This is a genomic window from Streptomyces sp. NPDC101152 (genome assembly GCF_044768275.1).
Classification (GTDB): Bacteria; Actinomycetota; Actinomycetes; order Streptomycetales; family Streptomycetaceae; genus Streptomyces.
Genome location: NZ_JBIWPO010000051.1, coordinates 12,574 through 39,444 on the forward strand (window position 1 = coordinate 12,574; position 26,871 = coordinate 39,444).

The window sequence follows — 26,871 nt, forward strand, 5'->3', positions numbered from 1 at the left end:
CCCGGCGTCGCTCAGTGCGCCGCGCAGCCGCCCGTCGCCGCCGGCAGCGGTTCCGGGACACCGATCTTCGGCAGGCCCAGCAGCACGCCCGCCGGCTTCGCGGCCTCGGCGGCGTTGCGCTTCTGCCAGGCGTCCCCCGCGCGCGTGCGCCGCACGTGGAGGACGGCGCCCTCGGCGAGGAGGTGGTGCGGGGCGGCGTAGGTGATCTCGACGGTGACGACGTCGCCGGGACGGACCTCCTGGTCGGGCTTGGTGAAGTGCACCAGGCGGTTGTCGGGGGCGCGGCCGGAGAGGCGGTGGGTGGCGCCGTCCTTGCGGCCCTCGCCCTCGGCGACCATCAGCTCCAGGGTGCGGCCCACCTGCTTCTTGTTCTCCTCCCAGGAGATCTCCTCCTGGAGGGCCACGAGACGCTCGTAACGCGCCTGGACGACCTCCTTGGGGATCTGGGCGTCCATGGTCGCGGCCGGGGTGCCGGGGCGCTTGGAGTACTGGAAGGTGAAGGCCTGGGCGAAGCGGGCCTCGCGGACGACGTGCAGGGTCTGCTCGAAGTCCTCCTCGGTCTCGCCGGGGAAGCCCACGATGATGTCGGTGGTGATCGCCGCGTGCGGGATGGCGGCGCGGACCTTCTCGATGATCACGAGGTAACGCTCCTGCCGGTAGGAGCGGCGCATCGCCTTCAGGACCGTGTCCGAGCCGGACTGCAGGGGCATGTGCAGCTGTGGCATCACGTTCGGAGTCTCGGCCATCGCCGCGATCACGTCGTCGGTGAAGTCGCGGGGGTGCGGCGAGGTGAAGCGGACGCGCTCCAGGCCGTCGATCGAGCCGCAGGCCCGCAGCAGCTTGCTGAACGCCTCGCGGTCGCCGATGTCGGAGCCGTACGCGTTGACGTTCTGGCCGAGCAGGGTGATCTCGGAGACGCCCTCGCCGACCAGGGCCTCGATCTCCACGAGGATGTCGCCGGTGCGGCGGTCCTTCTCCTTGCCGCGCAGGGCCGGGACGATGCAGAAGGTGCAGGTGTTGTTGCAGCCGACGGAGATGGACACCCAGGCCGCGTACGCGCTCTCACGCCGGGTCGGCAGGGTCGACGGGAACGCCTCCAGGGACTCGGCGATCTCGACCTGCGCCTCCTCCTGCACACGCGCGCGCTCCAGCAGCACCGGCAGCTTGCCGATGTTGTGCGTACCGAAGACGACGTCCACCCAGGGCGCCTTCTTCACGATGGTGTCCTGGTCCTTCTGCGCCAGGCAGCCGCCGACCGCGATCTGCATGCCGGGCCGTGACGCCTTCTTCGGCGCGAGGCGGCCGAGGTTGCCGTACAGCCGGTTGTCGGCGTTCTCCCGCACGGCGCAGGTGTTGAAGACGACGACGTCCGCGTCGCCGTCGGAGCCCTCGGGGGCGCGCACGTAGCCCGCCTCCTCCAGCAGCCCGGACAATCGCTCGGAGTCGTGGACGTTCATCTGGCACCCGTAGGTACGCACTTCGTAGGTCTTGGGTCCCTGGACGTCCACTGCGAGGCTCCGGTCGCTGCTGCTGGTCATGCGTCAAGGGTAGGCGCTCCCGTGCACCCCCCGTCCCGGGATTCCCCGGGGGCCCCGCCCGGCACCCACCCCTGGCGCCGCAGCAGCCCCGACACGTCCGGCGGCTCGTAGTGCTCGCCCTTGAGGACCTTGCCGTCGGCGCGGCGGGCGACGCTGCCGTCGGGGCCCAGCTTGGTCATGTTGGAGCGGTGGATCTCGGCGATGACCGCGTCGAGGTCGATGCCGTGGACGAGGGCCGTGCCGTACGCCACGTAGACGACGTCGGCGAGTTCGTGCGCGAGCCGGTCGAGGGGCCCGGTGACGGAGGCCTCGGCGGCCTCGGCGGCCTCCTCCGCGAGCAGTTCACGGCGGTGAGCGGCCAGCTGGGGCGGTATCTCGGTGGGCGTCCCCCGGGCGTCGAGCCCGACGGCGAGGTGGAACGCACGGACCAGGTCGGCGGGCGATGAGCTCATGCGGCGACTGTATCGGCCGCCACTGACAGTCCCCCGTGAGTGCCGCCCTGGTCAGCACGGCGTCCGGGCTGGCAGGATCGCGCGCATGTCCAGTGTGCTCGCCCGGATCGGCAGGCGCCGGGCCCTGCAGGGCGCGGCCGCCGGCTTCGTCGTGTTCGGGCTGCTGCTGTGGTGGTTGCTGCCGCTGGGCGAGAGTCCGCCGAGCGGGACGATCACGCTCAGCACCGGGACTCAGGCCGGGGTGTACCAGCAGTACGGCAAGCTCCTGCGCAAGGAGTTCGACAAGGACATGCCGAAACTGAAGGTGGACCTGCTGACCAGTGACGGCTCCCAGGAGAACGTGCGCCGGGTGGCGACCGGGAAGGCCGACTTCACCATCGCGGCAGCCGACGCGGTGGACACGTACGAACTGGGGCACCGGACCGGATACCACCGCCTGCGCGGAGTGGCCCGTCTGTACGACGACTACGTGCAACTGGTCGTCCCGCGCGACTCGGACGTGCGGTCCGTCGCCGACCTGCGGGGCAAGCGGGTGGCCATAGGGCCGACGCGCTCCGGTGTGCGGCTGATCGCCGACCGGGTCCTCACAGCGGCCGGCCTCGACCCGCAGAAGGACGTCACACCGTTCGCCGACGGCATCGACACCGGACCGGACCGGCTGAAGCGGGGCGAGATCGACGCGTTCTTCTGGTCGGGCGGGCTGCCCACGGAGGGGCTGCAGGACCTCGCGAGCGGCTTCACCTTCCGGTTCGTGCCGATCGCGGCCGACCTCGTCGCCACACTGCACAAGCAGGGTGGCGCCACCCGCTACTACCGCGCCACCTCCATGCCGGAGTCGGCCTATCCGAGCATCCAGAACGGTGTGGCCGTGCCGACCATCGCGGTGTCCAACATCCTCATGACCCGCGCCGACGTGGACCCCCGGCTCACCGAGTGGGTGACCCGCACCGTGATCAAGAGCCGTGACGAGATCGGCGCGCACGTGCACTCCGCCCAGCTCGTCGACCTGCGCACCGCGATCTACACCGACCCGCTGGCCCTGCACGAGGGCGCCCGGCGCTACTACCGCTCGGTCAAGCCGTAGGGCGGCTGCGCGGCACCGACACCGTCACCGTCAGCCCGTGCGGCTCGTGGTGGTCGAACGAGATGGAGCCGCCGCCCGCCGCGAGCAGGGTGCGCGAGATGGACAGCCCGAGGCCGGAGCCCTTGACGTTCTGGTGGCGGCCGCTGCGCCAGAAGCGGTCGCCTACGCGCGCGAGTTCCTCGTCGGTCAGGCCCGGTCCGCTGTCGCTGACGACGACGGTCGAGGAGGCTCCGTCGGACGCCACCCGCACCCGCACGCACTCGTCCTTCGGCGTGAACTTGACCGCGTTGTCGATCACCGCGTCCAGGGCGCTGGAGAGCGTGACCGGGTCGGCCCACGCGGTCGTCGGCGGGCACTCCCCGAGCAGCCGTACGCCCTTGGCCTGGGCGGTCGGGGTCCAGGCGGCGATGCGCTCGGCGGTCAGTTCGCCGATGTCGGTGGTCCTCAGGTCGGCCTCGGTGTGCTCGGCCAGGGCGAGGTCGAGCAGGTCGTCGAGCACTTCCGCCAGACGCTTGCCCTCGGTACGGACCGATGCGATCTCCTCGTTGTCCTCCGGTAGTTCGAGCGCGAGCAGTTCGATCCGCAGCAGCAGCGCCGAAAGCGGGTTGCGCAGCTGGTGCGAGGCGTCGGCGACGAAGGCGCGCTGCTGCTCCAGCACGTCCTCGACGTTGTCCGCCATCTCGTTGAACGCCCGAGCCAGGCGCCGAAGTTCCGGCGGCCCGCCGGCGGCCGCGACACGTGACTTGAGCCGCCCGCTGGCGATCGCGTGGGTGGTGGCGTCGAGCACCCGCACGGGCCTGAGCACCCAGCCGGTCAGCCGGAGCGCGGCGCCGACCGCCAGCAGCATCGCGGCGATCTCGCCGAGCCCGATGACCAGCCAGCCGTGCAGGATGCGCGAACGCATCTGCCCGGTGGGCGAGTCGGTGACGACCACCGCGACGACGTCACCGTCCCGGATCACCGGCGAGGCGACGACCAGGCGGCCCTGCTGCCAGGGCCACACCTGCTTCGGGTCGTGGCTGCGGCGGCTGAGCTTCGCCTCGTCGAACGCCTCGCGCACCGGGCCCGAGTCGGGCAGGAAGAAGCTCGCCGGCGCCTGGGCCATGGGGACGTCGGTACGGCAGAACACGCCGGCCCGGATGCCGTAGACACCGTAGTAGCTGGTGAGTTCGCTGCTCAGGGTCTCCAGACGCTCATCCGTGGAAGTGCGTGTGGAGCTGCAGGCGTCGGTGACGAACTGGGCGAGGGAGGCGAAGCGCGCGGTGTCGTCTATCCGGTCGACGACCACCTTCTGCTGCTGCGCCGCGGCCACGCTCACCCCGAGCGGGATGCCGAGCGCGAGCAGCACGGCCGCCATCAGGACGATGAGCAGCGGGAGAAGACGTGTACGCACGCGTGCCCGTCACGAAGCCGGGGCGACGAGCCGGTAGCCGACGCCGCGCACCGTCTCGATCAGGGCCGGCATGCGCAGCTTGGCCCGCAGGGACGCGACGTGCACCTCCAGGGTGCGCCCGGTCCCCTCCCAACTGGTGCGCCACACCTCGCTGATGATCTGCTCCCGGCGGAAGACGACCCCGGGACGCTGCGCGAGCAGGGCGAGCAGGTCGAACTCCTTGCGGGTCAGCTGGACCACCGAACCGCTCACGCTGACCTGCCGGGTGGGCAGTTCGATGAGCACGGGCCCCAGGCGCAGCGCGCTCTCCTCGCCCTGCGCGGCGTCCTCGTGGGCGGTGCGCCGGCTGACGGCGTGGATGCGCGCCAGCAACTCGCCGGTGTCGTACGGCTTGACCACGTAGTCGTCGGCACCGAGGTTGAGGCCGTGGATGCGGGAGCGGACGTCGGACCGCGCGGTGACCATGATCACCGGGGTGCTGGTGCGCTTGCGGATCTTGCCGCAGACCTCGTATCCGTCCTGGTCGGGCAGGCCGAGGTCGAGCAGAACCACACCGAAGCCGTTGCCTTCGGGAACGAGAGCCTGGAGAGCCTCCTCGCCGCTGCGCGCGTGCGTGACGTCGAATCCGTGCCGTGCCAGAACCGCCGAGAGTGCGGCGGCGACATGGTTGTCGTCCTCGACGAGGAGCAGTCTCATCCGGGCCCCCTTCGGTTCATCGGCCGTACGAACAGGATGGGCACAAAACGTGCGCACGCGTGCGCGTGCACCAAGCAGTCACGCTGATGGACGACGACCGAGTCAAGCGGGTTCCTCTCGCGCGCCCCTTCCGTTACCCGGCCGAGACGCGTCCCCCGCCAACTGCTACGACGTGTGTCCGATTGCTATCCGATCGTGATGCTCAGATCTCCCTCAGATGTAATGACGCTGGTCGCGGCCGCTCACTACTGTCCACCGAAACCGAGGAGGACGGAGCCCGATAGCGATGACCGAAGTATCGGTGGCCAAGCAGGACGTGGTCCCAACCGGCGAGCTGGTCGTCCTGAAGAGCGTCAACAAGCACTTCGGCGCGTTGCACGTACTCCAGGACATCGACCTCACCATCGCCCGCGGCGAGGTCGTCGTGGTCATCGGGCCCTCCGGGTCCGGCAAGTCCACCCTGTGCCGCACCATCAACCGCCTGGAGACCGTCGACTCCGGCACGATCGCCATCGACGGCAAGCCGCTGCCCCAGGAGGGCAAGGAGCTGGCCCGGCTGCGCGCCGACGTCGGGATGGTCTTCCAGTCCTTCAACCTCTTCGCGCACAAGACCGTGCTCGAGAACGTGATGCTGGGTCAGGTCAAGGTCCGCAAGGCCGACAAGAAGCAGGCCGAGGAGAAGGCGCGCGCGCTGCTGGACCGGGTCGGCGTGGCCACCCAGGCCGACAAGTACCCCGCGCAGCTCTCCGGCGGCCAGCAGCAGCGTGTCGCCATCGCGCGCGCCCTGGCCATGGGCCCCAAGGTGATGCTCTTCGACGAGCCGACCTCGGCCCTCGACCCCGAGATGATCAACGAGGTCCTCGAGGTCATGCAGCAGCTCGCCCGCGACGGCATGACCATGATCGTCGTCACCCACGAGATGGGCTTCGCCCGGTCGGCCGCGAACCGCGTGGTGTTCATGGCGGACGGCCGGATCGTCGAAGAGGCCACGCCCGACCAGTTCTTCAGCAACCCGCGCAGCGACCGCGCCAAGGACTTCCTGTCCAAGATCCTGCACCACTGACGCCCGCCGGCTCCGCCGTCGACGCCCCCTTTTTCTTCACCCCAAAGGATGTTCACCATGAAGCTCCGCAAGGTCACCGCCGCCTCGGCCGCCGTCCTCGCCCTCGCCGTGGCCGCCACGGCGTGCGGGTCGAGCAAGAGCGACGGCGGCTCCTCCGGCGGCGGCAACAAGATCAAGATCGGCATCAAGTACGACCAGCCCGGCATAGGCCTGAAGGAGCCGAACGGTTCCTTCTCCGGCTTCGACGTGGACGTGGCGACCTACGTGGCGGGCAAGCTCGGCTACAAGCCCAGCCAGATCGAGTGGGTCGAGACCAAGAGCGCCGACCGCGAGAACGCGCTCGCCCGCGGCGACGTGAAGTTCATCGCGGCCTCGTACTCGATCACCGACGAGCGCAAGCAGAAGGTCGACTTCGCCGGCCCCTACCTGCTGGCCCATCAGGACCTGCTGGTCAAGGCCAACTCGACCATCTCCAAGGGCACGGACCTCAACGGCAGGAACCTGTGCTCGGTGACCGGTTCCACCTCGGCGCAGAACGTCCAGAAGAAGATCGCGCCGAAGGCCAACCTGAAGGAGAACAGCGGCTACTCGGAGTGCATCGCGAGCCTGCAGAGCGGTGCCGTGGACGCGGTGACCACCGACGACTCGATCCTCGCGGGCTACGCGGCGCAGGACAAGTACAAGGGCCAGTTCAAGCTCGCCGGGCTCAAGCTCAGCAACGAGAACTACGGCATCGGTGTCAAGAAGGGCGACTCCGCGACCCTCAAGAAGATCAACGACGCTCTGGCGAGCATGGTCAGCGACGGCACCTGGAAGACGGACGTCGAGAAGAACTTCGGCCCGGCCAACTACAAGTACGAGCCCGCCCCGAAGATCGGCGTCATCGTCAAGTAACCCAGGCCCCTGGCCTGCAGGGTTCCGTTCGCCACCCACCCGGAAGCGCGGGAGATCGTGTTCGACTTTCTGCAAGGTTATGACGTCCTGGGGGCGTTCTGGATGACGGTGAAACTCACCGTCCTCTCCGCCCTCGGCTCCCTGGTCTGGGGCACCCTGCTGGCCGCGATGCGGGTCAGCCCGGTCCCGCTGATGCGCGGGTTCGGCACCGCGTACGTCAACATCGTCCGGAACATCCCCCTGACGGTCATCATCGTGTTCAACTCGCTCGGCCTCGCCGACATCTTCGGCGTGACGATGGGCGCCACCGACTTCAAGATCCAGGGCTTCCGGCTGGCGGTGTTCGGTCTCGCCGCCTACACGGCCGCCTTCGTCTGCGAGGCGGTGCGTTCCGGGATCAACACCGTGCCGGTGGGCCAGGCCGAGGCGGCCCGCGCGATCGGGCTGAGCTTCAGCCAGACCCTGCGGCTCGTGGTGCTGCCGCAGGCGTTCCGCGCGGTCGTCGGACCGCTGGCCAACGTGCTGATCGCCCTGACCAAGAACACCACGGTGGCGGCGGCGATCGGCGTGGCCGAGGCCGCCTACCTGATGAAGTCGATGATCGAGAACGAGGCGCAGACGCTGCTCATCGGCGCCGTCTTCGCCTTCGGCTTCGTGGTACTGACCCTGCCCACCGGGCTCATCCTGGGCTGGCTGGGCAAGCGACTGGCGGTGAAGCGATGACATCCGTCCTCTACGACACCCCCGGCCCCCGCGCCAAACGGCGCAACGCCGTCCTCTCCGTCGTCTTCGTCGTCCTGCTCGCCCTTCTCGTGTGGTGGGTCTGGCGGACGATGGACGACAAGGGTCAGCTGAAATGGGCCCTGTGGCAGCCGTTCACCACGTCTCAGGCGTGGACGACGTATCTGCTGCCGGGTCTCGGTGACACCCTGAAGGCCGCCGCGCTCTCCATGGTCATCGCGCTGCCGCTGGGCGCCTTCTTCGGTATCGCCCGCATGTCCGACCACCGGTGGGTGCGCGTACCGGCCGGCGTCGTGGTCGAGTTCTTCCGCTCGATCCCGGTCCTGCTGCTGATGCTGTTCGCGAACGAGTTCTTCGCCCGCTCCACGAACGTCACCACGGAGGACCGGCCCCTCTACGCGGTCGTCACCGGCCTGGTGCTCTACAACGCCTCGGTCCTCGCCGAGGTCGTGCGCGCCGGCATCCTCGCGCTGCCCAGGGGGCAGACGGAGGCCGCGTACGCGATCGGGCTGCGCAAGGGCCAGACGATGACCAGCGTGCTGCTCCCGCAGGCGGTCACGGCCATGCTGCCGGCCATCGTCAGCCAGCTGGTGGTCATCGTGAAGGACACCGCGCTGGGCGGTGTGATGATCGGTTACACCGAACTGCTCAACACCCGCAGCACGCTGGCGGCGAACTACGCCAACGTGATCCAGAGCTTCGTCGTGGTGGCGGTCGTCTACGTCGTCGTGAACCTCATCCTGACCAGCTTCGCGAGCTGGCTCGAGGGGAGGCTGCGCCGGAGCAAGCGGAGCACGGGCGCGGTCCTCGGCGCCGAGGACATGGAGGAACTCAACCCGGCGGCGGTGGGCGGCACCTTCGGGACCGGCACGAGCGACGCCGTCTGATGATCGGTCAACCGGTGTGACCCGCACGGGGGCAGCGGCATGATCGCCACTGCCCCCGTCACTTGACGCAAACACCGACAATGGGTTGCATACGTTCTGTGATCGTGCACCCTGCTCCGACTTCCTGTTCACACACGTCCGTCAGGACACCGTCACGGGCAGGGGGCGCCGCGCCGTGGACCCGGTGATCATTGTCGGAGCTGGGCCCGTCGGGCTCACGCTCGCCCTGGCACTGGCCCGGCAGCACGTACCCTCCGTCGTGCTGGACGAGGGCCCCGGCAAGGACGAACCGCGTCCCGCGCGCACCGTCGTGCTGCGCGAGGACACGGCCGCCCTCATGGAGCGGCTGACCGGTCTGCCGGTCGACGAGGCGGGCCTGCACTGGGCCGGATGGCGGTCCCTGCGCCGCAAGCAGGTGATGCGGGAGATCACGTTCGACGACGAGCCCTCCCCCCTGCACATCGCCCAGCACGTCCTGACCGGCGCCCTGCGTGAGGCCCTGGCCCGCCAGCCGCTGGCCAGGATCGTCGTCGACAGCCGACTGGACACCGTCGAACAGGAGCCCTCGGGCGTCACCGCCCACACCCGCGGTCCGAAGGGCACATGGTGGCGCGGCAGTTACCTGGTCGGCTGCGACGGACCGCGCTCCACCGTGCGCAAACTCCAGGACATCCGCTTCCCGGGCCGGACGGCGGTGGAGCGACACGCCGTGGCGGCGCTGCGGGTGGAACTTCCGTGGGACGCCGAGGCGTTGCTCCATCGGATGCCGCCGTGGCGGACGTCCGGGGCCTCGGGCGGGGAGGTCACCGGCCGGCCGCTGCCGGACGGGGTGTGGCGGCTTGACTGGCTGCTGCCGCCGGGCAAGGACCTGGTCACACCCGAGCTGCTGCTGGCCCGCGTCCGGGAGACCCTCGCGGGCTGGACTGGCGGCTCCACACCGCCGTACGACCTGCTCGACACCGGGGTCCACACCGTCCACCACCGGGTGGCCCGCAGGTGGCGGGTGGGCCGGGTGTTCCTCGCCGGGGACGCGGCGCATCTGCTGGGCGCGCTGGGCACGCAGGGGCTCGACGAGGGGCTCCGGGACGCCGACAACCTCGCCTGGAAGCTGGCCCTGGCCTGGCACCACGGGCCGCACGAGGCGCTGCTCGACAGTTACCAGGCGGAACGCCGCGGCGCGGTCGCCGCCCGGCTGCGCGCCGCCGACCAGGTGCTGCCCCTGCTGCGCGGCGGTGGCGGGCTGCGCGCGTACGTGCCCGGCGCGAGCCGGGGACACGACGCGTTGCTCACCGACGGCCATCTGGGGCGCGGGACGCTCGGCACGCCGGGGGCGTACGCCTCCTCGCCGATCGCGCCCCGGCACCTGGAGGGCGAGGTCCCCGTGGACACCGAGCCCGGTGCGCCGGTCGCCGATGTGCGGGTGACGGCGGAGGACGGGTCCTTCGTGGCCCTGCGCGAGCGGCTCGGGCGCGGCGCGCTGCTCGTGGTCCTGGTCGCGCCGGGCACGGGGGTGTGGGACCGCAAGCACTGGGTGACGGCCGGGATCATGCCCCGGCTGGCGGCCGCCGTGACCGCGCTGCCCCACCCCGCCGAACTGCTGGTCGCCGAGAGCTACCCGGGCGCCGCCCCGCACACCGTGCTCCTGGTACGGCCCGACGGCCATCTGGTGACGGCACTGGGCGGGGTGCGCCCGGCCGACCTGTACGCGGCGGCGGAGGCGACGCTGGGCGGACCAGCGAAGGAGAGGACGGAATCCGAGGCGGAGGCGGGCGCGGGGGTGCGGTGAGAGTCGGCACGCCAAATTGGTCGCATGAGCAGACGGTCACACTCACCGTCACTGTGCGGTCCACATAGTGACAGTGAGTTGACCGGTCTGCACCGACATGGTGTACTCCGCATCGTGACCGACACCTGTGTGCGCCTGTGGCGGAGGGTCCATCTGGACCTCGTCCGCTACCCGGGCTGCCTGTGTCGCGAGTCCTGCTGAATTCGCATCCCTCTTCTCACCCGCGCGCGCCGCCTCCGCGCTGTCGCGCGCGCTCCGCGAACGCTCTTCAGGACGGTGTCACGTGTCTGTCTCCCCCTCCGCGCCCACGACGGCCGCCGCGGTCTCCCCTGCCTCCGCGCCGACGCAGGCCGACCTCCTCGACTTCGTACGGCGTACGGCCGCCGACGCCGAGCTGATCGCCTCGCTCCCGCTCGACCCCGAGGGCCGCACCTGGGTACGTCTGGAAGGGCCCGGCGGCAGCGAGGCCTGGCTGATCGGCTGGCCGCCCGGCACGGGCACCGGGTGGCACGACCACGCCGAGTCCGTCGGCGCCTTCATCACGGCGTCCGGCGAGCTCAAGGAGAACTCGCTCGCCGCGCGGCTGCCCGCCGACGGCTGGAAGACCCTCGAACTGACCGACGGAGTGGACCGGGAGCGGCGGTTGCCGGCCGGCAAGGGACGCGCCTTCGGCCGTCACCACGTCCACGAGGTGCTCAACGAGTCCAGCGAGCAGCACGCCGTCTCCGTCCACGCGTACTACCCGCCGCTCCCGCAGATCCGCCGCTACAGCCGAGTGGGCCAGGTCCTGCGCCTGGAGCAGGTAGAGCGCCCCGAGGACTGGCAGTGACGGACCCGGTCACGGGCGGGGCGCCGGGCGGCGGCCAGGCGGTGGGTGAACGGCCCGTCGGGGTAGACGAGTTGCTGCACTGCGTGAGCGTGACGGGCTGGTCCCTGGCGCCCTGGTGATCGAACGCAACGAACTGGAGTGGCGACTCGACCCACAGGGCAGTCACCGCGCACCCGAGGCCACGAGTCATGACCTACGGTCGTGGTGATCTGCAACGAGGGCTACGCGTCGAGCCTCGCGGCCGGGCTTGCCGGTGGCTTCGTAGGCAGCACCCGGCGCCGAGCGCTCAGAACTCGCCGTCCGTGAGGAACTCCGTGTCCTCCCCCTCCTCCTCCAGCGCCCGCCGGACCACTCGCAGGGCCATGCCCTCGGGGTAGCCCTTGCGGGCGAGCATGCCCGCGAGGCGGCGCAGCCGCTTGTCCGGGTCGAGGCCGCGGGTGGAGCGCAGCTTGCGGGCGACGAGTTCGCGCGCGGTGTCCTCCTCCTGCTCGGAGTCGAGCCGGGCGACGGCCGCGTCGATCAGCGTGGAGTCGACTCCCTTGGCCCGCAGTTCCTGGGCGAGCGCCCGCCGGGCGAGCCCGCGGCCGTGGTGCCGGGAGTCCACCCAGGCGTCCGCGAACGCGCTGTCGTCGATCAGCCCGACCTCCTCGAACCGGGACAGCACCTCCTCGGCGGCGTCGTCCGGGATCTCCCGCTTGCGCAGGGCGTCCGCGAGCTGCTTGCGCGTGCGCGGGGTCCCGGTGAGCAGACGCAGACAGATCGCCCGCGCCCGCTCCACCGGGTCCGCCGGTGGCTCATCCCGCTCGCCCCTCGACGAGAAGGAGGAGCCACCGTCCTCACCGGCCGGCTCACCTCGGCGCCGCTGCCGACGCCCACGCGAGCCACCCGCGCCACGGGCCCCGCCACGCCGGCGCGAGCCGCCACCGGACGGGCCGATGCCGTCGAGGCCGCCGCCGTCCGGTCCCTGACCGCCGCCGAACTCGTCACCGAACGGACCCCCGGCGTCGTACGACCCCCCGTGGCCGTACGACGCCGCGCGGCCGTCTCCCCCGGCCGACCCGTCCCGGTACGCATCGCCGTCCCGGCCGGCGAAACCCCCGTCGCCGGCCCCGCTCCGCTCACGCGCGGCGTCCTCGTAGGCGTACTCGGACCAGTCGGTTCGCCGTGTCATGGATCAGCTCTTGGCGGCAGGGGCCTTGGTCTTGGCCGCCTTGGCCGCCGGAGCGGGCACCGTCTTGGCGGCATCGTCCGCCGCCGGGGCGGCGACGGCGGCGTCGGCGCCCGGCTCCGCGGTCGGTGCCTCCGGGCGCACGCCCACGCCCAGCTTCTCCTTGATCTTCTTCTCGATCTCGTTGGCCAGGTCGGGGTTGTCCTTCAGGAAGTTGCGCGCGTTCTCCTTGCCCTGGCCGAGCTGGTCGCCCTCGTACGTGTACCAGGCGCCGGCCTTGCGGACGAAGCCGTTCTCCACGCCCATGTCGATCAGGCCGCCCTCGCGGCTGATGCCCTGCCCGTAGAGGATGTCGAACTCGGCCTGCTTGAAGGGCGGCGCGACCTTGTTCTTGACGACCTTGACGCGGGTGCGGTTGCCGACCGCTTCGGTGCCGTCCTTCAGCGTCTCGATACGCCGGATGTCGAGTCGCACCGACGCGTAGAACTTCAGCGCCCGGCCACCGGTCGTGGTCTCCGGGGAGCCGAACATCACGCCGATCTTCTCGCGGAGCTGGTTGATGAAGATGGCGGTGGTCTTGGACTGGTTGAGCGCGCTGGTGATCTTCCGCAGGGCCTGGCTCATCAGCCGGGCCTGCAGGCCGACGTGGCTGTCGCCCATCTCGCCCTCGATCTCCGCGCGCGGTACGAGCGCGGCGACGGAGTCGATGACGATCAGGTCGAGGGCGCCGGAGCGGACCAGCATGTCCACGATCTCCAGGGCCTGCTCGCCGTTGTCCGGCTGGGACAGGATCAGGTTGTCGATGTCGACGCCGAGCTTCTGCGCGTACTCGGGGTCGAGGGCGTGCTCCGCGTCCACGAAGGCGACCTGGCCGCCGGCCTTCTGGGCGTTCGCCACGGCGTGCAGGGTCAGGGTCGTCTTGCCGGAGGACTCCGGTCCGTAGACCTCGATGACGCGGCCGCGCGGCAGGCCGCCGACGCCGAGTGCCACGTCGAGCGCGGTCGACCCGGTCGGGATGACCTCGATGGGCTCCTTCGAGCGGTCGCCCATGCGCATGACCGCGCCCTTGCCGAATTGCCGTTCAATCTGTGCGAGTGCGGCATCCAGGGCCTTCTCGCGGTCGGTACCTGCCATGGGTTCCACCCGGTTTGCTTGAGTCGATCGCTTCACGTCAAAGACGCTAACGCCTGCCACTGACAATGCGCCCCGACGCCCGTCCGGCCTGTGGATAACTCGGGTACTTCTCCGTCAAAAACGTGTCGAATCACCCGTGGAGAGCCTCAGCGGAGCCTCCATAAGAATGGATGTTCGATTTTCGTGTCAAGCGCACCACGCGGTACCGCCGGGCTGCTCCCCCCGGCGTACGGCGGGTGTCTTCGGCGGGACGACGACCGGGCGGGGCGGTGTCGCAAGGCTGAGAGCATGGAGACCGAGAAGAGCCCGCGGGGGAGCGACGAGGCAGCGTCCCCGGCCGTCCTCGCCCCGCCGACCGCGCCGCACCGTCCGCCGGGCCCGGTCTGGCCGGCCGGGACACGCCCGGCGGAGCGCCTCTGCCGCGTCGTCGGAATCCTGTTGATCCTCTCCGGCCTCGTGCACCTGGTGGTGTTCTCCGTCGACGGCGGGCCCTGGTTCGGGCCGGTCTCCTGGCGCAAGCCCGTGACCTTCGGGCTGTCCTTCGGGGCCACGCTGATCGCGGTCAGTTGGGTCACCTCGTATCTGCGCATGGGCGCGCGGCTGCGTACCGTGCTGCTCGCCGTGTTCGCCGCCGACTGCGCCGTGGAGGTCGCCGGCATCACGCTGCAGGCATGGCGCCGGGTGCCCTCGCACCTGGACATGGAGACCCCCTTCGACACCGCGGTGTCGATGACCCTCGCGGTGGGCGGGGGTGTCCTCGTGGTAGTGCTCACCCTGTTCGCGGTGGCCTCGTTCCGGCACCGGCCCGTGGGACCCACCGGAATGGCACTCGCGGTGCGCTCCGGGTTCGCGATCCTGCTCGTCGGCCTCGCGTCCGGCGCCGCGATGATCGCGCGCGGGGTCGTGCTCACCCGCACCGGCCACCAGGAGGCGGCGTACCACTCGACGGCACCGCTCAAGCCGCTGCACGGCGTCAGCCTGCATGCCGTCCTGGTCCTGCCCGCGCTGGCCTGGCTGCTGTCCCGGACCTCCTGGAGCGAGCCCGCGCGCGAGCGGACCGTGGCCGCGGCGACCGGCTGCTACGTGTTCGCGGTCCTCAGCGCAGGCGCCTGGGCGGCTCTCACCTACCGAACATAGGGAGCGACAAGCGGCGAGCCGCGGGGGCCCGCGTCGACTGGTCCCCCAAGTCGGCATTCACCATCTCCCGGAATCCGACCTGCGGGGTTCGCAGCCGACACTTGCCGAGCCTGTGGTGTGGCGGCACTTGCCGAGCCCGGCAGGCAGGCACACTCAGAGCCCCGCCGCCCAGCAATCGCCCAGCCCCGTCGAGGCTCGACTGCCGCGCATGCCTCCGGCGCCTCAGGAGGCGTCCTCCGCCGGCTGTTCCACTTCGGCGGGTGATTCCGTCCTCGGCGGTGGGGTCCACCGCTGTCTCGCGCGCGTGAAGAGGCCGGGGCCCGGTCCGCCTCTTCGGTGGCCGTGCACCCGAGGGTCGTCCGTGACGGCGTACCGCTTCACATACGCCCCGAGGAACGCCTGCAGGGTTGCGACGGCCGGGATGGCGATCAGCGCGCCGACGGCGCCGAGGAGCGCGGTGCCGGCGAAGACCGAACCGAAGGCGACGGCGGGATGGATGTCGACGGTCTTCGCGGTCAGCTTGGGCTGCAGCATGTAGTTCTCGAACTGCTGGTAGACCACGACGAAGATCAGCACCCACACGGCGTACCAGGGATCGACGGTGAACGCGATCAGCATGGGCAGGGCGCCCGCGAGGTACGTGCCGATGGTCGGGATGAACTGCGAGACCAGGCCCACCCAGACGCCGAGCACGGGCGCGTAGGGCACGCCCAGGAACTGCAGCAGGACGTAGTGGGCCATGCCGGAGATGAGCGCCATGAGCCCACGCGAATACAGGTACCCGCCCGTCTTGTCGACGGCTATCTCCCACGCGCGCAGCACCTCGGCCTGCCGCGCGGGCGGGAGCACGGAACAGATCGCGCGCCGCAGACGGGGGCCGTCGGCGGCGAAGTAGAACGAGAACAGCGCGATCGTCAGCAACTGGAAGAGGCCGCCGAGGACCTGGGCGGACACGTTCAGGACTCCGGTGGCGCTGTGCTGGACGTAGTTGCGCAGCCAGTTCGAGCGGAGCAGGCCCTGTTGGACGTCCACCCGCCTCAGATGGGTGTGGAGGTTGGCGTTGACCCAGTTGATGACGGAGTCGAGGTAGTCCGGGAAGTTCTCGACGATCTTGATGATCTGGCCCGCCAGCATGGAGCCGAGCAGGGCGACGAAGCCCGCCGCCAGAATCATCACGCCGAGGAAGACGACGCCGGTGGCCAGCCCCCTGCGCATGCCGCGTGCGGCCATCCGGCTCACCGCGGGTTCGACGGCGAGGGCGAGGAAGAACGCGATGAGGAGGTTGACGAGCAGCCCGGTGAGCTGGTGGAAGGCCCAGGTGCCCAGCTGGAAGGCGGCGTAGAGGCCGAGCACCAGCACGACGGCACGCGGCAGCCAGCGGGGCATGCCGACGCCGGACGCGGCGGCGCCGTCGGCCGGGGCCCGGTCGGGCGGCGTCGTGCCGCACGGGGATGCGTCCTGGACCGGCGGCCCGGTCTCGTCAGTGGCTGCCACGGCTCAAGTCTCGCCCACGCCTGTGACAACCGGCCCTCGCCCTGCGATCTTCACGACCGGTCAGCGCTTCTCCCCCGGAACCTCCATGACCGCGCAGACCACACGCCACACTTCCTTGGCCTCCCAGCCCGCGTCCAGCGCCTCGTGCACCGTGCGCCCGCCGAGTTCCGCCATCACATGGTCGCGCGCGAAGGTGTCGGAGTACCCCGGACCGAAGTGATCCGCCATCCGCTCCCAGAAGACCGTCAACCGCATGACTCCAGTATCCCGCCCCTGGGGGTGGGCCTGAGCCGGGACCGCTTGCCGAGACCGCTTTCCGCCCTACGGTCTGTCGCATGTCCGAAACCGGAGCTTCCCCACTCCCCGCCACGCCCTCGGCGCACTCCCCGCTGTTCCGCGCCGAACACTTCGTCTGGCTCACCGCACGCGTGCTGGAACAGCGCCTCTTCGCACACCACTTCCTGAACGGGGCCGCCGACCCGGTGGAGACCGCGCTGGAGGCCTACCGCAACGAGGACGGCGGCTACGGCCACGCCCTGGAGCCCGATCTGCGCGGTCCCGTCAGCCAGCCGCTGCACACCGGGCACGCGCTGCGGGTCCTGGACGCCGTCGGGCGCTGCGGCGGACAGCGGGTCGAGCGGGTGTGCCGCTACCTGACAGCCGTGTCCACGGCGGACGGCGCGCTGCCCGCGATCCATCCGAGCCAGCGCGGTTATCCGACGGCCCCGTTCATGCCGATCGTCGACGACCCGCCGAGCGAACTCCTGGCCACCGGGCCGGTGGTGGGCCTGCTGCACCGCAACGAGGTGTGGCACGCCTGGCTGTTCCGGGCCACGGACTTCTGCTGGCAGGCCGTCGAGTCCCTGGAGAAGTCCCACCCCTACGAGATCGAGGCCGCGGTGGCCTTCCTGGACTCCGCTCCCGACCGCCCGCGCGCGGAGGCGGCCGCCGACCGGCTCGGCCGCCTGGTGCGCGACCACCGCCTCGCCGTGCTGGATCCCGGCGACCTCGCCGCGTACCCGGTCGCCCCGGGCTACGCGCCCGGCGAGCACCACTTCCCGCACGACTACGCGAGGACACCGAGCTCACTCGCGCGCGGGTGGTTCACGGACGCCGAGATGTCCCGCTCCCTGGACTTCCTGGCGCGCGCCCAGCAGGAGGACGGCGGCTGGCCGATCCGCTGGCGCCAGTGGACACCGGCCGTCGCCTTCGAGGCACGCCCCATGGTGACGATCGAGGCACTGCGCACCCTCAGGGCACACGGCCGCCACATCGGCTGACCCCTGCCGTCACCCGCCCATGGCGCGCACACCGGCGGTGACCACCACGGCCGCCGCCACGACGAGCAGGAAAGGCGCGCGCAGCACCAGCGCGGCGGCGGCCGCGGCGATCCCCGCCAGCCGCGCGTCGAGCACCAGGCGGTGCCCGTCGGCGAACGTCTGCTGTGCGGTGAGCGCGGCCAGGAGTGCCACCGGCAGCAGCGCGGCCAGCCGCCGCACCAGCGGCCTCTCCAGGGTTCCCGCGGGCACGAGCAGTCCGGCGAGCTTGACGGCGTAACAGGCGAGTGCCGTCACGCCGATCGCGATCCAGGTGTTCACCGGTCCGCCCCCTGTGCGTCGTCGCGTGACCTGCCCCGGCGTCGTCCCTCCAGGCACAGGACGGCGGGAGCGGCCAGCGCGGCCACCAGGACGGGCGCACCGGCCGGCAGGACCGGCAGCAGACCCAGTCCCAGCACGACGGCGAGAGCGGCGACGGCACGCTCCGTCGTGGTCTTCAGCATCGGCGCGAGGAGCGCCAGGAACACGGCGGGCCCGGCGGCGTCGAGGCCCCATGCGTCGGTGTCGCCGATGGCCTTGGCGCCCAGGGCACCGAGCAGGGTGGTGAGGTTCCACAGAATGTAGAGGCTCAGGCCGGTGACGCCGAACCCGATCCGGGCGCTGCGCCGCGTGGGCTGCGCGAGGGCCACCGCGGTCGTCTCGTCGATCACCCACTGGGCGGCGAATGGCCGCACCGCGCGCGGGAGGGCCAGCAACTGAGAAAGGCGCAGCCCGTAGAACGCGTTACGGACACCCAGGAAGAACGCCCCGGCCGCCGCCGTGAGCGGGTTGCCGCCGGCCGCGAGCGCGCCCACCAGCGCGAACTGGGACGCCCCGGTGAACACCAGGAGGCTGAGCACGCAGGTCTGCAGCAGGGTGACGCCGCTGCCTGCCGCGGTCACCCCGAAGGCGAAGCCGGACAGTCCTACGGCGACACCGACTCCGAGGGCGTCCCGGACGACGGCGGCGTCCGGCCGGCCTCCGCCCTGCCTGTCTGCGAGAGCTGTCTGTTCTGCCACGCCTTTGACGGTACGAGCAGCCGGCGCTGCTGGTCTTGTACGTTCTTGCGCTCCCGCTGGTAGGCCCCCGGCGGTACGCCGACGATCCGTGCGAAGTGCCGGTTGAGATGCGGCTGATCACTGAATCCCACGGCTACGGCCGCCTCCGAGGGCGTCGTACCGGCGTCCAGCAGCCGTCGCGCCCGCCGCACCCGGGCGTCCGTCAGCCAGGCGTGGGGAGGCATCCCGTAGGCGTCCCGGAACGCCCGCAGCAGCGCGAAGGGACCGGTCCCGAGATCACCCGCGAGCATCTGCAGCGTCGGGGGGTCGGCCATCCGCTCCTCGAGCACCGCACGCGCGCGTGCGGCGACCCCGGCACCCGCGGTCCGCACCGTCCGCTGCGGCAGCGGGCCGCCGTTGAGCCGCAGCAGCCTGGTCACGGCGACCCGCAACAGGGTGTCGGCGGCCAGCGCGTTGCGCTCGTCGGCGGCCCGCAGCACCTGGTGCACGAGCCCGACGGTGTACGGATCGTCGAGGACGGGACTGAGGAACCCGGGTGTCCCGTGGATCGACGTGGTCTCGGCAGCGATCTCCGCCACCACCTCCGGGGACGGGTAGACAGCTCCGTAGCGCCACCCCTCCGGCACCCCGGCCCGCCCCGTGTGCGGCGTGTCCGGATTCACCAGCGCGAGCGCCCCGGCACCGGCGTACTGATCGGCCCCGCGGTGATCGAAGACCTCGACCCCGTCCGCGATGGCCGCGATCACGAAGTGCTCATGCGTGTGCCGCACGAACGTCTTGCGGATGTACCGGGCCCGGAGCAGATCGACCCCCGGCAGTTCCGCGTACTGCCAGTGCCGCGCCACTTCCCTGCCCGAACCCGTCACACCCCCATCCTCCGCTCGTCGGGCGAGCCTTCGCGAACCCATTACCCCCGCGGCCGCCGGCCCACGCGAGCGGAGCGCGACCCCGACGCACCACGCTCCCCATGCGCCGCCAGCCGGTCCGGGTCCGGAGATCCGCAGGTCAGAGCCATTGTCAGTGGCTGGGTGCAGGATGGACGCATGGTCAGCTCCGCACACCGAGCACTGGACGGCTTCTCCTCCGCGACCCGCTCCTGGTTCACGGGGGCCTTCTCCGCGCCCACCGCGGCCCAGGCGGGCGCTTGGAACGCCATCAGGGAGGGCTCGGACGTGCTGGTGGTCGCCCCCACCGGTTCCGGCAAGACGCTGGCCGCCTTCCTCGCCGCCCTGGACCAGCTGGCCTCCACGCCCCCGCCGGCCGACCCGAGGAAGCGCTGCCGGGTCCTGTACGTCTCCCCGCTCAAGGCCCTCGCGGTCGACGTGGAGCGCAACCTCCGCAGCCCCCTGACCGGCATCCGCCAGGAGTCGGTCCGGCTGGGCCTGCCCGAGCCCGAGGTCAAGGTGGGCATCCGCTCCGGCGACACACCGGCCGCCGAGCGCCGAGCGCTGTCGACCCGCCCGCCGGACATCCTGATCACCACCCCGGAGTCCCTGTTCCTGATGCTGACGTCGGCCACGCGCGACGCGCTGACCGGCATCGAGACGGTGATCCTGGACGAGGTGCACGCGGTGGCCGGCACCAAGCGCGGAGCTCACCTCGCGCTGTCCCTCGAGCGCCTCGACGAGCTCCTGCCGAAGCCGGCCCGGCGCATCGGCCTCTCCGCGACCGTCCGCCCGGTCGACGAGGTCGCCCGGTACCTGTCGCCGCGCCGCAAGGCGGAGATCGTCCAGCCGAAGTCGGGCAAGGAGTTCGACCTCTCGGTGGTCGTCCCGGTCGAGGACCTGGGCGAGCTGGGCGGCTCCCCGGTCGCCGACGGGTCCGAGGGCACCGAGCGCCCGTCGATCTGGCCGCACGTCGAGGAGCGGATCACCGACCTCGTCCAGGCCCACCGCTCCACGATCGTGTTCGCCAACTCCCGCCGCCTCGCCGAGCGTCTGTGCAACAGGCTCAACGAGATCGCCTACGAGCGGGCCACCGGCGAACCACTGGGGGAGCACCACGCCCCGGCCGAGCTCATGGGCGGCTCGGGAGCGGCTCAGGGCGCCCCGCCCGTCATCGCGCGTGCCCACCACGGCTCGGTCTCCAAGGAGCAGCGGGCCGTCGTCGAGGAGGACCTGAAAGCGGGCCGCCTCCCCGCAGTGGTCGCCACCTCGAGTCTCGAACTCGGCATCGACATGGGCGCGGTCGACCTGGTCGTCCAGGTGGAGTCACCCCCGTCCGTCGCCTCGGGTCTGCAGCGGGTGGGCCGCGCGGGCCACCAGGTCGGCGCGGTCTCCACCGGCGTGGTCTTCCCGAAGTACCGCGGCGACCTCGTCCAGGCCGCGGTGGTCACCGAGCGGATGCGCACCGGCTCCATCGAGTCCCTGAAGGTGCCCGCCAACCCTCTGGACGTCCTGGCCCAGCAGCTGGTGGCCATGACGGCTCTGGACACCTGGCAGGTGGACGACCTCCTGGCCACGGTCCGCCGCGCCGCTCCCTTCGCCTCCCTCCCCGAGTCGGCCTTCACCGCGGTCCTCGACATGCTCGCCGGCCGCTATCCGTCCGACGCGTTCGCCGAGCTGCGCCCGCGTGTGGTGTGGGACCGGGTCACCGGGACGGTCACCGGCCGCCCCGGCGCCCAGCGCCTCGCCGTCACCTCCGGGGGCACCATCCCGGACCGCGGGCTCTTCGGCGTCTTCCTCGCGGGCTCCGACCCGAAGAAGGGCGGCGGCCGGGTCGGCGAGCTGGACGAGGAGATGGTCTACGAGTCCCGGGTGGGAGACGTCTTCACGCTCGGCACCAGCTCCTGGCGTATCGAGGACATCACGCGCGACCGCGTACTGGTCTCCCCCGCGCCGGGCGTTCCGGGACGGCTGCCCTTCTGGAAGGGCGACCAGCTCGGCCGTCCGCTCGAACTGGGGCGCGCGGTGGGCCGGTTCCTGCGCGAGGTCGGCTCGCTTTCCAAGGAGGACGCCCGACTCCGCCTTTTGGCCGCCGGCCTCGACGCCTGGGCCGCCGACAACGTCCTGTCGTACCTGGACGAGCAGCGCGAGGCCTGCGGCCATGTCCCGGACGACCGCACGATCGTCGTGGAGCGCTTCCGTGACGAGCTGGGCGACTGGCGGGTCGTCGTCCACTCCCCCTTCGGTGCCCAGGTGCACGCCCCGTGGGCCCTCGCCCTCGGTGCCAAGCTCTCCGAGCGCTACGGCATGGACGCGCAGGTGATGCACGCCGACGACGGCATCGTGCTGCGCCTGCCCGACGCCGACCTGATGGGCCTTGACCTGCTCGACCGGGAGCCGATGAAGGCGGGCACGGAGTACGACGCCGAGCAGGCGCCCGTCGGTGCGGCGGACGTCGTGTTCGACAAGGGCGAGGTCGACCAGATCGTCACCGACCAGGTCGGCGGCTCGGCACTGTTCGCGTCCCGTTTCCGCGAGTGCGCCGCCCGCGCGCTGCTTCTGCCCAAGCGCAACCCCGGCAAGCGCACCCCTCTGTGGCAGCAGCGTCAGCGTGCCGCCCAACTGCTCGAGGTGGCCAGCGAGTTCGGTTCGTTCCCGATCGTGCTGGAGGCCGTCCGCGAGTGCCTCCAGGACGTCTTCGACGTGCCCGGGCTCGTCGAGCTGATGGGCGACCTGGAGTCCCGCAAGGTGCGCCTCGTCGAGATCACCACCCCGGAGCCCTCCCCCTTCGCCCGCTCCCTGCTCTTCGGGTACGTCGCCCAGTTCCTGTACGAGGGGGACTCACCGCTCGCCGAGCGCCGCGCCGCCGCGCTGTCGCTGGACTCCCGGCTGCTGGCCGAGCTGCTGGGCCAGGCGGAACTGCGCGAGCTGCTCGACGCCGAGGTGCTCACGGAGCTGGAGCGGGAGCTGCAGTGGCTCAGCGAGGACCGGCGCGTCAAAGACGCCGAGGGTGTGGCGGACGTCCTGCGGCTGCTCGGCCCGCTCACGGACGCCGAGCTGGCCGAGCGGGGCGCCGAGCCGCAGTGGACACCCCAACTGGCCGGCGCCCGCCGGGTGATCCGGGTCCGGATCGCCGGTGCCGAGCACTGGGCGGCGATCGAGGACGCGGGACGGCTGCGTGACGCCCTCGGCACCGCTCTGCCGGTCGGCGTCCCGGAAGCCTTCATGGAGCCGGTCAAGGACCCGCTCGGCGACCTCCTGGCCCGCCACGCCCGCACCCACGGCCCATTCACCTCGGCCACGGCGGCGGCCCGCTTCGGCCTGGGTGTGGCGGTCACGGAGGGCGCGCTGCAGCGTCTCGCCGCGAACGGCCGCGTCGTCCAAGGGGAGTTCCATCCGGCGGGCATCGGCCAGGAGTGGTGCGACACGGCCGTGCTGCGCCGCCTGCGCCGCCGTTCGCTGGCCGCGCTGCGGCACGAGCTGGAGCCGGTCGCGCCGGCCGCGCTCGCGCAGTTCCTGCCGCAGTGGCAGCACATCGGCAAGGGGCACGCGCTGCGGGGCATCGACGGACTGGTGCGTGCCGTCGAGCAGTTGCAGGGGGCGTCCGTACCCGCGTCGGCCCTGGAGAAGCTGGTCCTGCCGTCCCGCGTCGTGGGCTACACGCCGGCGATGCTCGACGAACTCACCGCCGCCGGAGAGCTCGTCTGGGCGGGCGCGGGCGCTCTCCCCGGCAAGGACGGCTGGGTCTCCCTCTACCTGGCGGACGCGGCGCCGCTGCTGCTGCCCCCGCCGCACCCCCTGGAGCTGACAGCACTGCACCAGTCCGTCCTGGACGCACTCTCCGGGGGGTACGGCCTGTTCTTCCGCCAGATCGCCGACCAGCTCCGCGCCACCACCCACCCCGACGTCACCGACCCCCAACTGGCCGACGCGGTCTGGGACCTGGCCTGGTCCGGCCGTCTGACCAACGACACCCTCACGCCCATGCGCTCCCTGCTGGGCTCGGGCCGCACGGCGGGCTCCACAGCGCACCGCGCCAAGCGCGCCGTCCCGCGCGGCCGCTACGGCTCCCTGACCGCCGCCGCCCGTCCCGCCTCCCGCAGCGGCCCGCCCACCGTCGCCGGCCGCTGGTCCCTGCTCCCACCCGCCGAGGCCGACCCGACGCTCCGCGCACATGCCGTCGCCCGTGCCCTCCTCGACCGGCACGGCGTGGTCACCCGGGGCGCCGTCGCCGCGGAGGGCGTGGAGGGCGGCTTCTCGGCGACGTACCGCGTCCTGTCCGTCTTCGAGGAGAGCGGTCAGGCCCGGCGCGGCTATGTGGTGGAGGGGCTCGGCGCTGCCCAGTTCGCCATGGACGGCGCGGTGGACCGCCTCCGCGCGGTGTCCAACGCCCGCGACCGCGGCGAGGCCCTGCCACGGCCACCGGCCGACGGCACCCCGGAAGGCTTCCCGCCCAGCCCGTTCGGCTCACCCCACGCCTTCACCGCACCCGGCGACCGCGCCTCGGGCGACGACACCCCCCTGGGCCACACGTCCGACGGCTTCGACTTCCCCGACGGCCACGACTGGACCGCCGCCTTCGACCCGTCCGACGCCGCCTTCGGCGACGACTTCGGCCTCCCGCGCACCCCGTCACGCGACGAATACATCTCACCCCGCGACTTCGCCTCCTCGGGCGCGGGCGGCCCTCGCGGCGGCTCCAGCTCCTCCTACGGTGCCTACGACACCTACGGATCGGGCGCGCCCAACCGCCGCCGTACCAGTCCCGACTCCACAGCCGTGGTCCTGGCCGCCGCCGACCCGGCCAACGCCTACGGGGCCGCGCTCCCCTGGCCGGAACCTCCGACCGGCGCGGGCCACAAGCCGGGCCGCAAGGCGGGTTCCCTGGTGGTCCTGGTGGACGGGGAGCTGACGCTCTACATGGAGCGCGGCGGCAAGACCCTGCTGGCCTGGCCCACTGCCCCCGACACCGCAGCCGACGACGACCCTCGCCTCCAAGCGGCCGCCGAGGGCCTCGCCGCGGCCGCCCGCGCCGGCTCCCTCGGCACGGTCACGGTGGAACGCGTCAACGGCACCCCGGCCCTCACCTCCCCCATCGGCACCCTCCTGGAAGGAGCGGGATTCATCGCGACGCCCCGTGGCCTGCGCCTGCGGGCATGAACACCGCACCACGCCGGCTCGTCGCGTCGTGCCACCCTTGACGCATGCCTGAGGGAGACACGGTCTGGCAGACCGCGAGGCGCCTGCACGGCGCCCTCGCGGGCAAGGTGCTGACCCGCAGCGACCTGCGGGTGCCCCAGTACGCCACGGCTGACCTCACGGGCCGTACCGTCCTGGACGTCACCCCGCGCGGCAAGCACCTTCTGACCCGTATCGAGGGCGGCCTGACCCTCCACTCGCACCTGAGGATGGACGGCTCCTGGAAGGTGTTCGCCCACGGCCAACGCTGGAGCGGCGGCCCGTCCCACCAGATCCGCGTGATCCTCGGCAACGCGGACCGCACGGCCGTCGGCTACCGCCTCCCCGTCCTGGGCCTCCTGCGCACCGCCGACGAGCAGCGCGTCGTCGGCCACCTCGGCCCCGACCTACTCGGCCCCGACTGGCACCCAGAACAGGCGCTCGCCAACCTCCTCGGCGACCCGGCCCGCCCGCTCGGCGAGGCCCTGCTCGACCAGCGCAATCTCGCCGGCATCGGCAACGTCTACAAGAGCGAGCTCTGCTTCCTGCTCGGCGTCACCCCATGGCTGCCCGTCGGCGCCCTCCCGGCCGAGCGCGCCGAGAAGCTTCCGGCGCTCGCCAAGAAGCTCCTGGAGGCCAACCGCGACCGCCCGGTCCGCAACACCACGGGCCGCCGCGGCCAGGACCTGTTCGTCTACGGCCGCGCACCACGCCCCTGTCCGCGCTGCCGCACCTCGATCCGCGTGGCCGACCAGGGCGACGGCTCCCGTGAACGCCCCACCTACTGGTGCCCAGGCTGCCAGGCAGGTCCGGCCCCGAGCGCCGGCCCGGCCCACGGAACTCCACGCCGCACGACTAATTGACGATCCGTCAGAAACTTTCGTACGGTCCTTCCATGCCCGTCAAGGCGTACGACCTCACCGGACGCACCGCATTCGTCACCGGGGCCGCCGGCGGTATCGGCCGCGCCTCGGCCGTGCTGCTCGCCGAAGCCGGCGCCACCGTCCACTGCGCCGACCGCGACGCACAGGGCCTGCACGAGACGGCCACCCTCATCAAGAGCGCGGGCGGCACGGCCCGTACGCACCCTCTCGACGTCACCGACCGCGCGCAGCTCCAGCACGCGATCGCGTCCTGCGAGCGGCTGGACGTGATGGCCGCCATCGCGGGGATCATGCACAGCAGCCCGGTCCTGGAGACAAGGGACGAGGACCTGGACCGGGTGCTGGACGTCAACTTCAAGGGAGTCCTGTACTCCTGCCAGGAGGCGGCCCGCGCGATGCTCGCCCAGGACGTGCGCGGCAGCATCGTCACCATGGCCTCCGGCGCCGTCGACACCGGCCGTCCCGGCCTGCTCTGCTACGGGGTCGCCAAGGCGGCCGTCGTCCAGCTGACCAGGACGCTGGCGAGCGAGGTCGGCCGGCACGGCATCCGCGTCAACGCCGTCGCCCCGGGCTGGACCCGTACACCCATGACCGACCGCCACGAGGCCGGGGCGCAGGCGCAGACCGAGGCGATGATGGCCCGGCTGTCGCCGCTGGGCCGGGTGGGCGAGCCGGAGGACGTCGCCCACATGGTCCTGTACCTGGCCTGTGACGCCTCGTCCTTCGTCACCGGCCAGATCCTGCGCCCGAACGGCGGAGTGGCGATGCCCTGGTAGCGCGGGCCGTCGCCCGCCAGGCCGCCCGCCACCGCCCCGCCGCCACGGCCCCCGCCGCCCGGGCCTTCGGCACACAGTGCACCGGCAGCAGGCTGAGCCCCCACCCGCCTGCCGCCACGGCCCCCTCCAGCACCCCGGCCCCGGGCACGAAGGCCAGCCGCAGCACGGCCCACCACCACAGCGCCCCGAGCCCCAGAAGCGCCCCCCAGCGCGCCGCCGGCCGTGCCATGGACCACCTCCAGCCCCGAAGCTAGTCCGCCGCCGTCACGCGCGGGGAGGGCGCATCGACGGCACAGGGGCGCACCGCCCGGCAGAAGCGTGCCGTGAGTGCGACAACACTCCGCAGGCCTCCACCTTGGCCGCCCAGGGCCACCCCGGCAAACGGACCGGCACCGCCGTCACCACCCCCGAACAGCACGAAGACCCCGACCGAACCTCCCCAGATCTCCCTGGGGAAGCCCCGGCCGGGGCCCCGCACACTCTTTCGATGCCGGTGAACGCCTCGTCGGTCTACACGC

25 protein-coding genes and 1 pseudogene are annotated in these 26,871 nt (G+C 71.8%); 14 read left to right on the forward strand and 12 right to left on the reverse strand.

The window, feature by feature from the left end; all coding sequences use genetic code 11:
* Window positions 1-11 precede the first annotated feature (11 nt).
* Together miaB and ACIRVK_RS37715 are read right to left on the reverse strand one after the other, a co-directional pair.
* Complete coding sequence (gene miaB, locus ACIRVK_RS37710; RefSeq protein WP_404255326.1) at window positions 12-1,538, reverse strand: tRNA (N6-isopentenyl adenosine(37)-C2)-methylthiotransferase MiaB; 1,527 nt, start codon at window positions 1,536-1,538, stop codon at window positions 12-14.
* Window positions 1,535-1,990, reverse strand: a complete 456-nt coding sequence (locus ACIRVK_RS37715; RefSeq protein ID WP_404255328.1) for a MazG nucleotide pyrophosphohydrolase domain-containing protein — start codon at window positions 1,988-1,990, stop codon at window positions 1,535-1,537. The genes miaB and ACIRVK_RS37715 overlap by 4 nt, the downstream gene beginning before the upstream one ends.
* A gap of 85 nt (window positions 1,991-2,075) precedes the next feature.
* Here ACIRVK_RS37715 and ACIRVK_RS37720 point away from each other — a divergent pair, with 85 nt between their 5' ends.
* A complete protein-coding gene (locus ACIRVK_RS37720; RefSeq protein WP_404255330.1) occupies window positions 2,076-3,074 on the forward strand; it encodes a TAXI family TRAP transporter solute-binding subunit in 999 nt (332 codons plus the stop codon).
* Here ACIRVK_RS37720 and ACIRVK_RS37725 read toward each other — a convergent pair.
* Both ACIRVK_RS37725 and ACIRVK_RS37730 read right to left on the reverse strand, forming a co-directional pair.
* Entirely contained in the window at window positions 3,064-4,467 is a 1,404-nt protein-coding gene (locus ACIRVK_RS37725; RefSeq protein WP_404255332.1) for an ATP-binding protein, read from the reverse strand. The two genes, ACIRVK_RS37720 and ACIRVK_RS37725, sit on opposite strands and share 11 nt — an antisense overlap.
* Before the next feature lie 9 nt (window positions 4,468-4,476).
* Complete coding sequence (locus ACIRVK_RS37730) at window positions 4,477-5,163, reverse strand: response regulator transcription factor (protein WP_404255334.1); 687 nt, start codon at window positions 5,161-5,163, stop codon at window positions 4,477-4,479.
* 286 nt (window positions 5,164-5,449) lie between these two features.
* Here ACIRVK_RS37730 and ACIRVK_RS37735 point away from each other — a divergent pair, with 286 nt between their 5' ends.
* From ACIRVK_RS37735 to ACIRVK_RS37770, 8 genes and pseudogenes are all read left to right on the forward strand, one after another.
* Complete coding sequence (locus ACIRVK_RS37735; protein ID WP_404255336.1) at window positions 5,450-6,226, forward strand: amino acid ABC transporter ATP-binding protein; 777 nt, start codon at window positions 5,450-5,452, stop codon at window positions 6,224-6,226.
* A 57-nt stretch (window positions 6,227-6,283) separates the two neighbouring features.
* Window positions 6,284-7,120, forward strand: coding sequence for a glutamate ABC transporter substrate-binding protein (locus tag ACIRVK_RS37740; RefSeq protein WP_404255338.1), 837 nt, complete (start codon window positions 6,284-6,286; stop codon window positions 7,118-7,120).
* A gap of 57 nt (window positions 7,121-7,177) precedes the next feature.
* Window positions 7,178-7,843 carry an amino acid ABC transporter permease gene (locus ACIRVK_RS37745; RefSeq protein WP_404255340.1) on the forward strand — a complete coding sequence of 222 codons (666 nt, stop codon included), beginning with the start codon at window positions 7,178-7,180 and terminating at the stop codon, window positions 7,841-7,843.
* A complete protein-coding gene (locus ACIRVK_RS37750; protein WP_404255342.1) occupies window positions 7,840-8,748 on the forward strand; it encodes an amino acid ABC transporter permease in 909 nt (302 codons plus the stop codon). Before ACIRVK_RS37745 ends, ACIRVK_RS37750 begins: the two co-directional genes overlap by 4 nt.
* 175 nt (window positions 8,749-8,923) lie before the next feature.
* A complete protein-coding gene (locus tag ACIRVK_RS37755) occupies window positions 8,924-10,534 on the forward strand; it encodes an FAD-dependent monooxygenase (RefSeq protein ID WP_404255344.1) in 1,611 nt (536 codons plus the stop codon).
* Between the two features lie 283 nt (window positions 10,535-10,817).
* Window positions 10,818-11,363: a cysteine dioxygenase gene (locus tag ACIRVK_RS37760; RefSeq protein ID WP_404255346.1), complete on the forward strand. Its 546-nt coding sequence runs from the start codon at window positions 10,818-10,820 to the stop codon at window positions 11,361-11,363.
* The gene (locus ACIRVK_RS37765; protein ID WP_404255348.1) at window positions 11,360-11,482 is read left to right on the forward strand and encodes a hypothetical protein; all 123 of its coding nucleotides are present in this window, start codon (window positions 11,360-11,362) and stop codon (window positions 11,480-11,482) included. The genes ACIRVK_RS37760 and ACIRVK_RS37765 overlap by 4 nt, the downstream gene beginning before the upstream one ends.
* A pseudogene (locus ACIRVK_RS37770) lies at window positions 11,431-11,669 on the forward strand (hypothetical protein); the annotation flags it as partial. The gene ACIRVK_RS37765 and the pseudogene ACIRVK_RS37770, both read left to right, overlap by 52 nt.
* Here the strand turns inward: ACIRVK_RS37770 and recX are convergent.
* Together recX and recA are read right to left on the reverse strand one after the other, a co-directional pair.
* Complete coding sequence (gene recX / locus ACIRVK_RS37775; protein ID WP_404255350.1) at window positions 11,650-12,534, reverse strand: recombination regulator RecX; 885 nt, start codon at window positions 12,532-12,534, stop codon at window positions 11,650-11,652. The pseudogene ACIRVK_RS37770 and the gene recX sit on opposite strands and share 20 nt — an antisense overlap.
* 3 nt (window positions 12,535-12,537) lie before the next feature.
* Window positions 12,538-13,665, reverse strand: a complete 1,128-nt coding sequence (gene recA / locus ACIRVK_RS37780) for a recombinase RecA (RefSeq protein WP_404255352.1) — start codon at window positions 13,663-13,665, stop codon at window positions 12,538-12,540.
* Window positions 13,666-13,953: 288 nt separating this feature from the next.
* Here recA and ACIRVK_RS37785 point away from each other — a divergent pair, with 288 nt between their 5' ends.
* Complete coding sequence (locus ACIRVK_RS37785) at window positions 13,954-14,802, forward strand: hypothetical protein (RefSeq protein ID WP_404255354.1); 849 nt, start codon at window positions 13,954-13,956, stop codon at window positions 14,800-14,802.
* 222 nt (window positions 14,803-15,024) lie between these two features.
* Here the strand turns inward: ACIRVK_RS37785 and ACIRVK_RS37790 are convergent, their stop codons facing one another.
* Both ACIRVK_RS37790 and ACIRVK_RS37795 read right to left on the reverse strand, forming a co-directional pair.
* Entirely contained in the window at window positions 15,025-16,296 is a 1,272-nt protein-coding gene (locus ACIRVK_RS37790; RefSeq protein WP_404255356.1) for an AI-2E family transporter, read from the reverse strand.
* Window positions 16,297-16,356: 60 nt separating this feature from the next.
* Entirely contained in the window at window positions 16,357-16,551 is a 195-nt protein-coding gene (locus tag ACIRVK_RS37795) for a DUF3046 domain-containing protein (RefSeq protein WP_404255358.1), read from the reverse strand.
* A gap of 80 nt (window positions 16,552-16,631) precedes the next feature.
* Between ACIRVK_RS37795 and ACIRVK_RS37800 the strand changes: the two genes are divergently transcribed.
* Window positions 16,632-17,576, forward strand: coding sequence for a hypothetical protein (locus tag ACIRVK_RS37800; RefSeq protein WP_404255360.1), 945 nt, complete (start codon window positions 16,632-16,634; stop codon window positions 17,574-17,576).
* Between the two features lie 9 nt (window positions 17,577-17,585).
* On the opposite strand, the gene ACIRVK_RS37805 is transcribed toward ACIRVK_RS37800, so the two are convergent.
* Genes ACIRVK_RS37805 through ACIRVK_RS37815 form a run of 3 tightly spaced genes read right to left on the reverse strand, consistent with a single transcriptional unit; the run spans window position 17,586 to window position 19,497 of the window.
* Window positions 17,586-17,894, reverse strand: a complete 309-nt coding sequence (locus ACIRVK_RS37805; RefSeq protein ID WP_404255362.1) for an AzlD domain-containing protein — start codon at window positions 17,892-17,894, stop codon at window positions 17,586-17,588.
* The gene (locus ACIRVK_RS37810) at window positions 17,891-18,631 is read right to left on the reverse strand and encodes an AzlC family ABC transporter permease (protein WP_404255364.1); all 741 of its coding nucleotides are present in this window, start codon (window positions 18,629-18,631) and stop codon (window positions 17,891-17,893) included. Before ACIRVK_RS37810 ends, ACIRVK_RS37805 begins: the two co-directional genes overlap by 4 nt.
* Window positions 18,538-19,497, reverse strand: a complete 960-nt coding sequence (locus ACIRVK_RS37815; RefSeq protein WP_404255366.1) for an AraC family ligand binding domain-containing protein — start codon at window positions 19,495-19,497, stop codon at window positions 18,538-18,540. Before ACIRVK_RS37815 ends, ACIRVK_RS37810 begins: the two co-directional genes overlap by 94 nt.
* A gap of 177 nt (window positions 19,498-19,674) precedes the next feature.
* Here ACIRVK_RS37815 and ACIRVK_RS37820 point away from each other — a divergent pair, with 177 nt between their 5' ends.
* The 3 genes from ACIRVK_RS37820 to ACIRVK_RS37830 are packed head-to-tail and all read left to right on the forward strand — an operon-like array spanning window position 19,675 to window position 26,353.
* Window positions 19,675-24,675 carry an ATP-dependent helicase gene (locus tag ACIRVK_RS37820; RefSeq protein WP_404255368.1) on the forward strand — a complete coding sequence of 1,667 codons (5,001 nt, stop codon included), beginning with the start codon at window positions 19,675-19,677 and terminating at the stop codon, window positions 24,673-24,675.
* A gap of 44 nt (window positions 24,676-24,719) precedes the next feature.
* On the forward strand, window positions 24,720-25,556 hold the full coding sequence (locus ACIRVK_RS37825; RefSeq protein ID WP_404255370.1) for an Fpg/Nei family DNA glycosylase: 837 nt from the start codon (window positions 24,720-24,722) through the stop codon (window positions 25,554-25,556).
* Window positions 25,557-25,588: 32 nt separating this feature from the next.
* Complete coding sequence (locus tag ACIRVK_RS37830) at window positions 25,589-26,353, forward strand: SDR family NAD(P)-dependent oxidoreductase (protein ID WP_404255372.1); 765 nt, start codon at window positions 25,589-25,591, stop codon at window positions 26,351-26,353.
* Here ACIRVK_RS37830 and ACIRVK_RS37835 read toward each other — a convergent pair.
* A complete protein-coding gene (locus ACIRVK_RS37835) occupies window positions 26,304-26,582 on the reverse strand; it encodes a hypothetical protein (protein ID WP_404255374.1) in 279 nt (92 codons plus the stop codon). The two genes, ACIRVK_RS37830 and ACIRVK_RS37835, sit on opposite strands and share 50 nt — an antisense overlap.
* Window positions 26,583-26,871 lie beyond the last annotated feature (289 nt).